We start from the raw sequence: 13332 nt of genomic DNA, 5'->3' as shown, positions 1-13332 counted from the left end.
TCGGGCGAGAATCGGCGCATGGGGCGTACGGAGCGAAACGGTCACGAAGGGTCGCTCCGGCTGGCCGGCCGCTACCGCCTCGTCGAGAAGCTCGGCACCGGCGGCATGTCGGTGGTCTGGCGCGGTTACGACGAGATCCTGGGCCGTGACGTCGCCGTCAAGGTGCTCTCCCCACGGCTGGCCGAGGACCGCGCCTTCCGGGACCGGCTCCGCCAGGAAGCCCTGGTCGCGGCCCGGCTCTGCCACCCGCACATCACCGGCATCCACGACTTCGGTGAAGCCCCGATCTCCGAACGCCTGACCGTCCCCTACGTGGTCATGGAACTCAACGACGGCGAATCCGTCGGCGCCCGGCTCAGCCGGCAGGGCTCGCTCGAATGGCGGGAAGCCGTCATCATCACCGCCGAGATCGCCTCCGCGCTGGCCACCGCCCACGCCCACGGCCTCGTGCACCGCGACATCACGCCCGCGAACATCATGCTGACCGGGTCCGGGGCGAAGATCGTCGACTTCGGCATCTCCGCGGTGATCGGGCAGAGTGACGCGGCCGCGGACGGCAGCCTGCTCGGCACACCCGCCTACCTCGCCCCGGAACGCCTCGGCGGCGCCGCCGTCTCGCCCGCCACCGACGTCTACGCCCTCGGGCTGCTGCTCTACCGGGCACTCACCGGGCGGATGCCCTGGCCCGCGGAGAGCACCGCCGAAGCCCTGCGCGCCCACCTCTACGCCGATCCGGCACCGATCCCCGAGCTCGAGGGGATGCCGGCCGTCGTCGCCGAACTGTGCCTGCGCTGCCTGGCGAAGAGCCCCGCCGAACGTCCCGCCGCGACCGAACTGGCCCGCGCCTTGGCCGCCACCGTGGGGCTGCGGCCGATCATCCCGCCGTTGCGGCCGGGCGAAAAGCCCACGACGCCGGTGGCCCGGGCGGTGGCGTCGGTGCCGGCCGCCCGAGGAGCCGGTTCGGGTGTACGCCGGATCCTGCGCGTCTGTCTGGCCCGGCCCACAGCCGCGGTCACCGCCGTACGACTGCGTGCCGGTCTGCTCCTGCGCCGCGGAGCGGTCCGCCCGCTCGGCGGTGGCCTCTTCCTCGCCGACCGGCGCCGCATCCTCCCGGCGCATCGCCTGATGGGCGTCCGGGACCGGAAACCCGCGATAGCCGCCCTGGCCACCCTGGTCCTGCTCGCCGGGACCGCGAGCTGGAGCACCCGTCGGCAGACACCGGGCACCGAGCCGGACCAGACCGTCGTGGCCGACGCCGCCGCGCCCGCCGTGGCCGCTCCGGCCCGCGGGCGCTGCCTGATCAAGTACCAGATCAAGCGGGACTCCGGCACCGATTTCGAGGCGCGACTGAGCGTGCGGACCACCGAGACGGCCGGGTGGCGGGTCGAGTTCACCTATCCCGGCTCGCAGCGCCTCGCTTCGACCTCCGGTTCGCATTCGGCTTCCGCTTCGGCCCCCGCGACGGTGGCTCAGCACGGACGCCGGGTCGTGCTCGACGGCCGCGGCAGGTCCCGGGCCGTCACCCTGCACGGTGGCTATCGGGACCTGAACCCGCTGCCGCTCGCCTTCACCCTGAACGGTCTGCCGTGCCGCGCCGAAGTCCTGGGCGGCACCACGCACACCAGGCCACCGGTGTCGTCCGGCGCCGACTCGGTCAATGCGGCGACGGTCGAGCAGCCACCGGCCGGCAGAGAACCGGCGCACAAGCGCAAGCGCCAGCCGCCCCGGCGCGGTGGGACGGCCCGGAAGAGCCCGGCCACCGTCCCGAAACTGATCCCCCGGCCCAAGCGGACCACCGGCTTCTCCCTGGCACTCTGAAACTCCGGCTACAAGATCCGCCGATAGGGTCGAGGACATGACAAGACTCGCAGTTGTCACCGGAGGCGGGACCGGGATCGGCAGGGCGACGGCGGGCATGCTCGCCGGCGAGGGCTTCGACGTGATCATCGTCGGCCGCCGCGCCGAGGTGCTCGACGACGCCGTGACATGGATCGGACCGCAGGCCACCGCGGTGACCGCCGACGTCTCCGACCCGGCCCAGATCCCGGCCGTGGTCGAGGCGGTGGCCGGTCGGCCGGTCGACGTGCTGGTCAACAACGCGGGGGCGTACCTCGCCGGGGACGAGAGCACCCTGCAGGGCGTGGCGGACCGCTGGCGGGCCAACCTGGACTCCAACGTGCTCACCGCGGTTCTCATGACCACCGCCCTCCTTCCGCTTCTCCGCCGTCCGGGCGGGAAGATCGTCCTGACCAGTTCGATCGCCGCCCAGCGTGGTGGCGGCGGGCCCTACTCCGCGGCCAAGGCCGCACTGCACGGTTACGCCCTCGACCTGGCCACCTCGCTCGGCGCCGAAGGCATCACCGCCAACGTCATCTCGCCCGGTTACGTCACCGACAGCGAGTTCTTCCTGGGCCGGATGACCCCGGAAGGACACCAGCACCGCGTCGACGCGACCCTCATCAAGCGCGCCGGAACGCCCGACGAGATCGCCGAAACGGTCCGCTGGCTGGTCGGCCCGGGCGGCGGCTTCGTCACCGGCCAGATCATCAACGTCAACGGCGGCTCCGTCCTCGGTCGCTGACCGCGGGTCCGGACGGGCGCAGGGCCGGCACATAGGCGATATCGGTCGTGTCGGCCGTCACCCGTCGAAGCGCCGTCAGCCGCCGCACGAGCTGCTCTCCGTCCGCTCGCCCAACCGATCTCCCGACCGCGACCGATCGAACGGCCGTCGGTCACCGACGACATGAACCGGCCGCCGCCACCCCACCGTGGACGGCGACGGCCGGATCCGGAGGCCGCCGCGGCCTCATCCCGCACTGCCGTCTGGTCCCGCACCGCCGTCTCACCGCGCCGCCGTCTCATCCCGCACCGCCGGTGAAGCGGCCCTCGTCAGGACGATTGGCCCGGAACCGAAGCCCCGACCACCGCTCGTCGATCGACACCTGGCCACACGGGCGCATGTCGAAATCGGCGACGATCGGCCAGAGCGAGTCCCGGTTGATGTCAGCCCTGTTCCCCTTCGGATAGGCGATCCAGAACGCGCCCGGCTTATCGAGATCAGGGCGATGTTGTTCGAGCTGATTCCGCACACCCGCGGCATCCTCGGCGAACATCACCGCCGTACTCGCGGTCGCCAGGGTCGCGGTCTCCCGCACGCCCTCCGGCATCGGGGTGAGCAGCGGCAACCGGGCCGGCTCGTTGAGCCAGACGGTCGAGTTCGGCTTGATCAGCAGCTTCTGGGCGATCGTTGTGGTCATGCCACCGAGACTTCCATCCGTACCGCAACGGATCGTCGTCTTCGCCGAACGCGCCCCACGTGGGTGCCGGGCCGGCCGGAGCCGGCCCGGCCTGGTGGTGGGCGGGGGCCGGCCTCGGCCGGTTTGACGCCACTTCGTGCCGGGACGAACCGGGTCGTGCATCCACCTGACGCCTGCATGGTGACCCCTTCGAACGAACCCGCCTGAACGCCCCGGAGCATTGCCGATCCGCCGGGCCTTCGTCCGCTGCCCTGTGGACAACTCCCCGCTGTGGATAACTCGAAGGCGGTCCGTCGCGGGCTGATAGACATGCCGGGTGACTGATACGACGCGGATGGCCGTGCGAGAGCGGGCCGAAGAAGTGCTCCGCCGGCTCGCCGGGGAGCACGCGGTGCTTCGGGAGGACCAGTGGCGGGCGATCGAGGCGCTCACCGTCGACCGACGGCGGGTGCTGTGCGTGCAGCGCACCGGGTGGGGCAAGTCAGCGGTCTACTTCGTGGCCACCGCGCTGCTGAGATCCGGTGACCGGCAGGCCGGCCCGACGGTCATCGTGTCGCCGCTGCTCGCCCTGATGCGCAACCAGGTCGACGCGGCCGCCCGGGCCGGCATCCAGGCTCGCACGATCAACTCAGCGAATCTCGACGAGTGGTCCCTGATCGAGCAGGAGATCCGGGCCGGCGAGGTCGACGTGCTGCTGATCAGCCCGGAGCGGCTCAACAACCCCGACTTCCGTGACAACGTCCTGCCCGGCCTCGCGGGCAGCACCGGCCTGCTCGTGGTCGACGAGGCGCACTGTGTCTCCGACTGGGGGCACGACTTCCGGCCTGACTATCGGCGGTTGCGGACGTTCCTGGCCGGCCTGCCCGCTCGTACCCCCGTGCTGGCCACCACGGCGACCGCCAACGCCCGCGTCACCGCCGATGTCGCCGACCAGCTCGGCGACGCGCTGGTTCTGCGCGGCTCGCTCGAGCGGGATTCGCTCCGTCTGGCCGCCCTCCGGCTGGAGGACCCGGCGCACCGGCTGGCCTGGCTCGCCGATCACCTGGAGCGGCTGCCGGGCTCCGGCATCATCTACACCCTGACCGTCGCCGCAGCCGGTGAGACAGCCGACTTCCTGCGATCCCGCGGGTTCGAGGTGGCCACCTACACCGGCCAGGTCGAGGACACCGAGCGCCGCGCCGCCGAGCAGGATCTGCTCACCAACAAGATCAAGGCGCTGGTCGCGACGTCGGCGCTGGGCATGGGCTTCGACAAACCCGATCTCGGGTTCGTCGTCCATCTCGGTGCGCCGCCCTCTCCGATCGCCTACTACCAGCAGGTCGGCCGGGCCGGCCGTGCGGTCGAGCACGCCGAGGTGGTGCTGCTGCCCGGGCCGGAGGACGTCGCGATCTGGCGCTACTTCGCGTCGCTGGCCTTCCCGCCCGAGGAGCAGGTGCGTGCGGTGCTGAACCAGCTCTCCCCGGTCCAGCCGATGTCGACACAGGCGCTGGAGCCACTTGTCGATCTGCGGCGCACCCGGTTGGAGCTGATGCTCAAGGTTCTCGACGTGGACGGCGCGGTGCATCGCACCCGGGGCGGCTGGCTCGCCACCGGGGAGCCGTGGACCTACGACGAGACACGGTTGCGGCGCGTCGCCGAGGCCCGCGAGACAGAGCAGAAGACCATGCTCGAGTACGCGGTGACCACCTCCTGCCGGATGGAGTTCCTCCGCCGTTGCCTGGACGATCCGGACGCCGTTCCGTGCGGCCGGTGCGACAACTGTGCGGAGCCGCTGTTCGACAGTGAGGTGTCGGCGAGTTCGCTCGCGGCGGCTGAGGCGTTCCTCGGGCGACCCGGTCTGGAGATCACGCCGAAGAAGATGTGGCCCACCGGGCTGGCCGCGGTCGGCGTCTCGCTGAAGGGGCGGATCCCGCCCGCCGAGCAGATCGAACCGGGCCGTGCCGTCGGCCGTCTGTCCGACCTCGGCTGGGGTAACCGGCTGCGTGCCGCGGTCTCACCGGAGTCCCCGGACGGTCCGATCCCACCGGAACTGGCTGACGCCGTGGTCGAGGTGCTCAAGGCCTGGGCCAGGGGAGATGACGCTTGGAAACAGCGCCCGGCAGCCGTCGCGGCAGTTTATTCACAGCGTCATCCACAACTTATCCACAGCCTCGCCGAGCGGATTGCCGAGGTCGGGAGGCTGCCGATGCTCGGGGTTCTCCAGGCTGCGCCGGCACCCGACGGCGGTGGTCATCGGGGCAACAGCGCCCAGCGGGTTCGCGCTTTGCACGACGCGTTCGAGGTGCCGCCGGAGATGGCCGCCGAGCTGCCGGCCCTGTCCGGCCCGGTGCTGTTGGTGGACGACCTGGTCGACTCCGGCTGGACAATGACCCTGGCCGGCCGGGCCCTCCGCCGCGCAGGAGCCCCCGGAATCCTGCCCCTGGCCCTCGCGGTGGCCGGATGACCTGATCGTTCGCGGTTGGTCGGGGAACCGGATCGCTCAGGGCGGTCGGATGACCTGAGCACTCGCAATAGTCGGACGACCTGAGCACTCGGGGCCGGAGGGCCTGGATGCTCGGGTGACCTGGTCCTGGTCAGGGGAGGCCGAGGATGGCGTTTCTGGTGGGGCGGTGGTCGATCTCCATGTAGCGGTTGGCGCCTACCAGCTCGGTGAAGCCGGAGCGGCGGTAGACGTCGTGGGCGTCGCGGGTGGCCAGCAGGAAGCGTTGGATGCCGCGTTCGGAGAGGTCGGCCAGGATCGTGTCGATCATCCATTTGCCCAGGCCGTGGCCTCGGTGATCGGCGTCGACGAAGACGTCGCAGATCCAGGCGAAGGTGGCGCCGTCGGTGACGGCCCGAGCGAACGCGACCTGTTCGGCCGGCTGAGCGGGATCGGTGGAGGCTGTGGGGGAGGTGAAGACCGAATACGGGACGGAGCCGTCGATGGAACGGGCCACCAGGTCGTAAGGGCGGCCGGCCGCCCAGTAGGACTCTTCGGAGAGCCAGCGGTGGACCCGGGCGAAGTCGACGCGCTTCGGGTCTGCGGACAGGACGTAGCCGTCACGTTCCAAATCTTCCACGGAGTGCTCCTTCGCGACGGCTAGGTATCCAACCGGTCGCATGGTGTCACAGGGGCCGTTCGGCCCATGGCGGCAGCCCCACGTTGTCCAGTTGAGAAGGCACGTTGTCCAGGTGAGGCATGTGGCGCGGGTTCCTCCGAACCGGTTGGCGCTGCGAGCGGCTCAGTGCGCCATCCGAACCGGCTGGCGGCGGGAACGGCTCGGGGTGTGCGCCCTCGAGCCAGCTGGTGGCAAGGCCAGCTTGGTGCGTGCACCTTGATACCGGCCTGGCGATGCGGGCGGCGCGGGGTGCCTCCTTCGAGGTGGCTGACGGCGCTGGCAAGCTGGCTGATGGCCGGGCTGGCTGACGGTGCAGGCAGGCTGGCTGACGGTGCGGACGGCTCGGTGTGTGCCTTTGAGTTGGCTGGGGGTGTGGGTGGGTTGGTGTGTGCTTAGCCGAACCAGCCGGCGTCGAGGGTGGGGTTGTCGTCTATCAGGACGAACTCCTCCTCTACCTCGGCTATCTCCCAACCCTGGGTGGTGAGGGCGGTCACCAGGGCGGCCAGAGCCTCGGCCGCCTCGGTTCGGTCTCCTCGGTGACAGCGCTGGGTCACGAAACGTTCGCGGATGCCGTCGGGGCGGATTCGGCGGGCGTTGCGGGACAGGCGGGCGTTGTGCCGGAGCGCTACCTCGCGGACCGCCTCGACCTCGGCGCCGGGTGGGAGCAGCAGTTTCACGTGGTGTTCGAAATAGCGGCCGTCTGCGGCGGGAGCCTCCTGACTCGACGCCGCGGCCTCCACTTTGAGCCTCGTCACCGGAAAACCCGCTTCTTGCAGATCAGCCGCGGTACGCCGGGCGGACAGCTCTGCCTCGGCGGCGGTGCCACCGGTCAGCCAGCTCAGCATCGGCTGGTCGGCGGTGACGCCCCGATCGAGCACGATGCGGGTGTATTTGGCGCCGATCCCGGCCGCCCAGGCGCGAAGCTTCTCGTCGTCGGCTTCGGCGGACACCGTCAGATGTATCTCGTATCGGCTCACGCCCCGCACGCTAGACCCCACCCCTGACAGTTACGCTGAATCGATGCCTGACGACGACGAGGAACCGCAGTTCGGCCTCTCGCGGTCGGCAGGAGCCGGAGCGCGGTCCGGGGAAGCGGGCGGGAGTCCGAAACCGACCGGTGACGGGTTCCGGTTCGCGGCGGTCGGGGCTCTGCTGATCGTTGTTCTCTTCGCCGGTTACGGGCTGGGCCGGCTCAACAACGGGACCACCGCCACCAACGCCGCCACGCCGCAACCGGTGCCGAGCGTGTCCGCTTTTGACGAGAGCCAGCCGCACGTGCACGGCACCACCGCCCCGATCGGCACGTCCGGCAGCGCCCCGGTCGGTGGCCTATCGCTCAGCGGCAACGGCCTCACCCTGACCCCGGTGACGACCGTCCTCGAAGCGGGGAAGGCGCTGAATCTCCAGTTCACGATCAACGGCCCGGGCGGCGCGCCGGTCACCACGTTCGCCGTCGTACACGACAAGCCGTTGCATCTGATCGTGATCCGCCGTGACCTCACCGGGTTTCAGCATCTACACCCGGTGATGGCGCCCGACGGCACGTGGAGTGTCGATCTCACGCTGGCCGAGCCCGGCCTCTACCGGATGATCGCCGATTTCACCGCGCAGGTCGGCGGGGTCGAAACGGTCAGCAGCCTGGGCAGCGACCTGACGGTCGCGGGGAACTATGCGCCGGTCACCCTGCCCGATCCGGCCCTGGTCGCGACCGCCGGAAACTTCCAGGTGGGGTACGAGGGAACGCCGTCCACCCAGTCGACCCAACCGCTGCTGATGACCGTTACCGACGGCATCGGGAAGCCGGCCGTGCTGGAGCCGTACCTGGGCGCTTTCGGTCATCTGGTGGTGCTGCGCCAGAACGATCTCGGCTATGTCCACGTGCACCCGGAGACGCAGCTGATCGACGGAAAGATCAAGTTCTGGCTGGCCGCGCCGAGTCCGGGCACGTACCGGATGTTCCTCGACTTCCAGGTCGCCGGGAAGGTGTCCACGGCGGCCTGGACCGTCGTGGTCAGCTGAGCAGCATCCGGGCCAGAGCCGGCTCGACACCCCACTGACCGGTCAGTGCGGCGTACTCCTTCTCCTGCTCAGCGGTGGGCGCGGCGCCGGTCCGGCGGGCCCGCAGCATCAGGTTGCGCGGCGTGTGCGCCGAGTCGATGAACTCGACCACGTCCACCCGGTACCCGTTCAGCCGCAGCAGGGCGGCCCGGAGCGAATCGGTCAGCACGTCGGCGAATCGTTCGCGCATGATCGCGTGACGGGTCAGTTCCCCGTACGGCGAAGGGGTCGAACCGCCTTTGATCTGCGCCGCGATGTCGTGATGGCAGCACGGCGCGGCCAGCACCCAGCGGGCGTCCCACCGGACCGCGCGGGCCAGCGCCTGATCGGTGGCGGTGTCGCAGGCGTGCAGCGCGAGCACCAGATCGGGCTCGAACGGCAGCTCGGCGTCCTCGATGGTGCCGGCCACGAACGTCACCTCGTCGGCACAGTCCAGCTCGGCGGCGACCGCGTTGTTGCGTACCCGCTGATCCTCGCGGACGTCCACCCCGACCACCTGGACCGGTACGCCCCGCCCGGCCAGGTATCGATAGGCGGCGAAGGTCAGGTAGGCGTTTCCGCAGCCCAGGTCGACGACGCGCAGCGGCGACGGCAGCTCGTCGGGCAGGGTCGCGGCGAGCGCCCGGAGGAAGGCGTCGATCTGCCGGCGCTTGGCGGCGTTGCCACCGATCACGGTGAAGAGCGGGTCGCCCGGGTCGAGCAGCCACTGTTTGGCCCGGTCGTGAGTCTCCGGCGTGGTCTGCGCGGCGACGGCTGCGCCTCGGTGCACCTGGGCGTCACCCTTTTTGGTCACCCGCACCTGTACGGTCGCCGACTCGGTCTCCACGTGCCAGTTGCCGAACGGCTCGGCCAGCAGCGCGTCCACCGCCTCGGCGGCCTCGGTGCCGTCCACGTTCCGGGTGAACGGCCGGGCACCGTCGTCGGTGACGATCTGTAGTTTCCGCCCCTGCTTCAAGGTGACCGGGCGTAGTTGGGCTCGAGTCACCGAGGGTGCGTGCCCGCGGCGACGGCCGGCCGCGACGGCTCGGGTGAGGCCGGGCGCGAGCAGAAGCTCACGCACCTCGGCGAGTACTGATTCGAGCGGTTCTGGCATGAGACCTATTCTGCCCGCGACCGAAGAAGACCTCACGGCCGGAGATAGACCCCGCGGCCGGAGAAAACCCCGCGGCCAGGGGAAGGCTCGCCGACCGGAGAGGGGCGGCCAGCGGAGGGCACGACGGTCAGGGAAGGGAGGCCTGGCGGCAATGGGAAGGCCGGAGGCAAGGGACGGCACATCGGCAAAGGGAGCACCAACGGCTAGGGGAGGCCGGTGGCAAAGGAAGGGCCGGCGTGATGGTCGAGCCAGCGGCAAGGAAGGCCAGCGGCAAGGAAGGCCAGCGGCAAGGAAAGGGCCGGCGGCAAGGAAAGGGCCGGCGGCAAGGAGGGCCGATGGCTAGGGAGAGCCCCGCGAAGGTCCATACGTGGTGGGAATCCACCACGTATGGACCGTATGAACGACGGCCGGGTCGGGCCGGGGGGTCAGGCCTCGGCGGCGGTGTCCTCGGTCGGTGCCGCGGCGGTGCGGCGACGGCGACGACGGGGGGCGGCCGGCTCAGCGGCAGCCTCGGCGGTGCCCTCAACAGCAGGTGCGGTGCCCTCAGTGCTCTCGACAGCGGGTGCGGCGGACGCGGTGCGTGCGGCGGCGGACGCGGTGCCCTCGGTGGCGGTCGCGGTGGCCTCGACGGGGGCTGCGGCAACCCGGCGCCGGCGACGAGGCGCGGCGGGCGCAGTGTCCGCGGCGGGCGCAGTGTCCGCAGCGGGGGCGGCGTCCACGGCAGGAGCGGCCTTCACAGCAGGCGCGACCTCCAGAGCGGGAGCGGCCTTCACAGCGGGCGCGACTTCCGAAGCGGGAGCGGCGTCCACGGCAGGAGCCGCCGCAGTACCGGAGTCCGGGCCAGCGCCGTCGGAGAAGGGCAGCGTGGTCGCGGGAGCCCGCCGACGACGGGTCCGGGTGCGCGGCGCGGCCTCGTCGACGGCCGGAGCCTCAGCAGCAGGCGCGTCGATGACAGGGCCGTCGACGACAGGCACGTCGACGGCGGAGTCGACCGTGGAAGTGGCAGCAGGAGCGGCGGCCTCCTCCCCGATCTTGCGACGGCGACGCTGCCGCTTGGGCCGCTCGGTTACCTCGGTCGTCCCGCTGTCAGCGGACTCCGACGGTGCCGGCGCGGGCCCTCGGGAACGGCCACCCCGGTCGCGATCGCGGTCCCGATCCCGGTCACGGTCCCGCCCGCGCGGCCCACGGCTGCCGCCGCGCCGCCCGACGGTGCCGAGGTCCTCCTCGACCTCCGCGGACAGCCCGGCACGGCTGCGCGAAGCAGTCGGCAGGGTGCCCGAGATGCCCTCGGGGATGTCCAGGTCGGAGTAGAGCGCCGGACTCGTGTGATAGGTCTCCGGCGGCTCCGGCATGCTGAGGCCGAGCGACTTGTCGATCAGCACCCAGCGCGGCATGTCCTCCCAGTCGACGAAGGTCACCGCGACACCGGTGGCACCGGCCCGGCCGGTCCGGCCGATGCGGTGGGTGTAGGTCTCCGGGTCTTCCGGGCAGTCGTAGTTGATCACGTGGGTGACGCCCGACACGTCCAGGCCACGGGCCGCGACGTCAGTCGCCACCAGCACGTCGATCTTGCCGCTGCGGAATGCCCGCAGCGCCCGCTCGCGAGCGCCCTGGCCTAGGTCACCGTGCACCGCGGCGACCGCGAACCCGCGGAAGTCGAGGTCCTCGGCGACCCGGTCGGCGGCCCGCTTGGTACGAGTGAAGATCATCGTGAGGCCGCGGTCCTTGGCCTGCAGGATGCGGGCCACCATCTCCACCTTGTTCAGCGGGTGGGTGCGGTAGACGACCTGCTTGGTCAGCGGCGACGGGCCGCTCTCGGTGGTGTGCCCGGCGTGGATCGTGACCGGGTTGGTCAGGAACCGGCGGGACAGGGCGACGATCGGGTCCGGCATGGTGGCCGAGAACAGCATCGTCTGCCGCTTCGCCGGGATCATCGCCAGGATCTTCTCGACGTCCTCCAGGAAGCCCAGGTCGAGCATCCGGTCGGCCTCGTCGAGCACCAGCGCCTTGACCGAACCCAGCTTGAGCATCTTCTGCTTGCACAGGTCGAGCAGACGGCCGGGGGTGCCGACCAGGATCTCGACGCCCTTCTTGAGGACCTCGACCTGCGGCTCGTACGCCACCCCACCGTAGATCGGCAGAACCCGGACACCCCGGGTGCTACCGGCGGCGGCGAGGTCACGGGCCACCTGGAGACCCAGCTCACGGGTGGGGACGACGATCAGGGCCTGCGGCTGGCCGTCGGCGCCCTCGGACGGGGCGGTGACGCGCTCCAGCAGGGGCAGGCCGAAACCGAGGGTCTTGCCGGTGCCGGTGGGCGCCTGGCCGATCAGGTCGGTGCCCCGCAGGGCGATCGGCAGCGCGTACTCCTGGATGGCGAAGGCGTGGGTGATGCCGGCGGTGGCCAGCGCCTCGACGGTCTCGGCACGAACGCCCAGCTCAGCGAAGGTGGGGCTGTCGGCGCGGACCGGTGCGCGACTGGTCACGGGTACTAGAGCTTGCTCATTGTCGGTCATGAAGTTTTACGGGTGCCCTCTCGTGGTGCGCCCGTCGGATGTCTTTGGGCGCGGTCTCGTATAGGCGCGGGCCGCACGCTCGAAAGCGGGCCACACGCGGGCCGTCGACTTGACAGATCGACGACGACACAGGCCACTCTACCCGACCTGATAGCAGACGCACCCGAGAGAGAGTTACGGGAGGGCGCCCTGTGACAGGGCATCCCTCCCGGCGCTGAGGTTCAGCGAGTGGTGAAGCCGAAGGGACGGTGCGTCGCCTCCGCGATCTCCACGTATGCCACCTTGGCGATCGGGATGATCACCTTGCGGCCCTTCTCGTCAGTCAGTGTCAGGACACCGTCCTTGGCCAGAGCATCCGTCACGGCCTGCTCGACCTCCGCCGGGGTCTGAGCGCTCTCCAGCACAAGCTCGCGCGGCGACTGCTGCACGCCGATCTTGACCTCCACGGAGTCCCTCCCAAAAAAGATCCGTCTACCCGATCGAAAGGCTATCCGATTTCCGGAGCCGTTCCGGCAGTTGAATCGCCTTGAAGCGGGAAGCTGGCGATCCCACGCCAGATCAGCGCAGCTACGAGCGCTTCGGCTTCAGCTTTCGGCGTACGCCGGCCGTTCGCCAGCCAGAACTGTGCGGCCTGCCCGGCGGCCCCGGCGAGGCCCGAGGCGAGCAGCTCGGCCTGGTCGGCCCGGAGCCCGGTGTCGGAGATGATGGTGTCGGTCACAGCCGCGATGCAGCCCTGCTCGACCCGTTCCACCCGCTGCCGGACCTGGGGGTCGTTGCGCAGGTCCGACTCGAAGACGAGACGGAACGCCTCGCTCTCGTGATCCATGAAGTCGAAGTACGCCCGAACGGCGCCCTTCACCCGGTCCTTGTTGTCCGGGGAGGCCAGCATGGCCCCGCGCACCTTGGCGATTATCGCGTCGCAGTGCGTGTCCAGCAGGGCCAGGTACAGCTCGAGCTTGCCGGGGAAGTGCTGATAGAGGACGGGCTTCGAGACTCCGGCACGTTCCGCGATGTCGTCCATCGCCGCGGCGTGGTAGCCGTGGGCGACGAAGACTTGCTGCGCGGCGGCCAGCAACTGCTTGCGGCGGGCCGAGCGGGGCAGGCGGGTGGGTCGTGCGGTCTGTGGCCCGCCGGACGCAGCGGTCATTTCTGTGAACCTCCCAGGGGGTCTGGTGTCCCCGCGGTTTGTCGTCTCGGATTGCCCGGTTCGGCGCATGTCGCGGTCGTGCGGGCAATTGTCGCGACGCTGCAACTTATCGCCACTGCAACGACACGGTAGCCTCAGCGGGGGCGAGCGAGGAGCACGCGGT

At 70.6% G+C, this 13332-nt stretch carries 10 protein-coding genes and 1 pseudogene; 4 read left to right on the top strand and 7 right to left on the bottom strand.

Annotation, left to right across the window (positions count from 1 at the left end):
- Positions 1 to 18: 18 nt before the first annotated feature.
- A complete protein-coding gene (locus Aco03nite_RS23020) occupies positions 19 to 1818 on the top strand; it encodes a serine/threonine-protein kinase (protein WP_203797694.1) in 1800 nt (599 codons plus the stop codon).
- A 37-nt stretch (positions 1819 to 1855) separates the two neighbouring features.
- A complete protein-coding gene (locus Aco03nite_RS23015; RefSeq protein ID WP_203797693.1) occupies positions 1856 to 2581 on the top strand; it encodes an SDR family NAD(P)-dependent oxidoreductase in 726 nt (241 codons plus the stop codon).
- Between the two features lie 277 nt (positions 2582 to 2858).
- On the opposite strand, the gene Aco03nite_RS23010 is transcribed toward Aco03nite_RS23015, so the two are convergent.
- Complete coding sequence (locus Aco03nite_RS23010) at positions 2859 to 3257, bottom strand: hypothetical protein (protein WP_203797692.1); 399 nt, start codon at positions 3255 to 3257, stop codon at positions 2859 to 2861.
- Between the two features lie 334 nt (positions 3258 to 3591).
- Between Aco03nite_RS23010 and Aco03nite_RS23005 the strand changes: the two genes are divergently transcribed.
- Entirely contained in the window at positions 3592 to 5700 is a 2109-nt protein-coding gene (locus tag Aco03nite_RS23005) for a RecQ family ATP-dependent DNA helicase (RefSeq protein ID WP_203797786.1), read from the top strand.
- A gap of 130 nt (positions 5701 to 5830) precedes the next feature.
- On the opposite strand, the gene Aco03nite_RS23000 is transcribed toward Aco03nite_RS23005, so the two are convergent.
- On the bottom strand, positions 5831 to 6316 hold the full coding sequence (locus tag Aco03nite_RS23000) for a GNAT family N-acetyltransferase (protein WP_239145354.1): 486 nt from the start codon (positions 6314 to 6316) through the stop codon (positions 5831 to 5833).
- A 431-nt stretch (positions 6317 to 6747) separates the two neighbouring features.
- Complete coding sequence (locus Aco03nite_RS22995) at positions 6748 to 7332, bottom strand: hypothetical protein (protein WP_203797690.1); 585 nt, start codon at positions 7330 to 7332, stop codon at positions 6748 to 6750.
- A gap of 43 nt (positions 7333 to 7375) precedes the next feature.
- On the opposite strand from Aco03nite_RS22995, the gene Aco03nite_RS22990 reads away from it, so the two are divergent.
- Positions 7376 to 8374, top strand: coding sequence for a DUF8832 domain-containing protein (locus tag Aco03nite_RS22990; RefSeq protein ID WP_239145353.1), 999 nt, complete (start codon positions 7376 to 7378; stop codon positions 8372 to 8374).
- On the opposite strand, the gene Aco03nite_RS22985 is transcribed toward Aco03nite_RS22990, so the two are convergent.
- The 4 genes and pseudogenes from Aco03nite_RS22985 to Aco03nite_RS22970 form a co-directional block, all read right to left on the bottom strand.
- Positions 8367 to 9506, bottom strand: coding sequence for a class I SAM-dependent methyltransferase (locus tag Aco03nite_RS22985; RefSeq protein ID WP_203797689.1), 1140 nt, complete (start codon positions 9504 to 9506; stop codon positions 8367 to 8369). The two genes, Aco03nite_RS22990 and Aco03nite_RS22985, sit on opposite strands and share 8 nt — an antisense overlap.
- Positions 9507 to 10309: 803 nt before the next feature.
- Positions 10310 to 12022, bottom strand: a pseudogene (locus Aco03nite_RS22980) (DEAD/DEAH box helicase); the annotation flags it as partial.
- A 221-nt stretch (positions 12023 to 12243) separates the two neighbouring features.
- A complete protein-coding gene (locus tag Aco03nite_RS22975; protein ID WP_092548968.1) occupies positions 12244 to 12468 on the bottom strand; it encodes a DUF3107 domain-containing protein in 225 nt (74 codons plus the stop codon).
- A 41-nt stretch (positions 12469 to 12509) separates the two neighbouring features.
- Positions 12510 to 13169, bottom strand: a complete 660-nt coding sequence (locus Aco03nite_RS22970; protein ID WP_203797686.1) for a TetR/AcrR family transcriptional regulator — start codon at positions 13167 to 13169, stop codon at positions 12510 to 12512.
- Between the last annotated feature and the right edge of the window lie 163 nt (positions 13170 to 13332).

Origin of the sequence: Actinoplanes couchii, assembly GCF_016862075.1 — a bacterium.
Lineage (GTDB): Bacteria > Actinomycetota > Actinomycetes > Mycobacteriales > Micromonosporaceae > Actinoplanes > Actinoplanes couchii.
The sequence above is the reverse complement of the archived record's forward strand: the minus strand, read 5'-3'. Positions and strand labels throughout refer to the sequence as shown.

What these genes read in the sequence shown, in the direction of transcription:
- Aco03nite_RS23020 (WP_203797694.1), top strand. Translation starts at nt 19, where the DNA reads ATGGGGCGTACGGAGCGAAACGGTCACGAAGGGTCGCTCCGGCTGGCC.
- Aco03nite_RS23015 (WP_203797693.1), top strand. Translation starts at nt 1,856, where the DNA reads ATGACAAGACTCGCAGTTGTCACCGGAGGCGGGACCGGGATCGGCAGG.
- Aco03nite_RS23010 (WP_203797692.1), bottom strand. Translation starts at nt 3,257, where the DNA reads ATGACCACAACGATCGCCCAGAAGCTGCTGATCAAGCCGAACTCGACC.
- Aco03nite_RS23005 (WP_203797786.1), top strand. Translation starts at nt 3,592, where the DNA reads ATGGCCGTGCGAGAGCGGGCCGAAGAAGTGCTCCGCCGGCTCGCCGGG.
- Aco03nite_RS22990 (WP_239145353.1), top strand. Translation starts at nt 7,376, where the DNA reads ATGCCTGACGACGACGAGGAACCGCAGTTCGGCCTCTCGCGGTCGGCA.
- Aco03nite_RS22985 (WP_203797689.1), bottom strand. Translation starts at nt 9,506, where the DNA reads ATGCCAGAACCGCTCGAATCAGTACTCGCCGAGGTGCGTGAGCTTCTG.
- Aco03nite_RS22970 (WP_203797686.1), bottom strand. Translation starts at nt 13,169, where the DNA reads ATGACCGCTGCGTCCGGCGGGCCACAGACCGCACGACCCACCCGCCTG.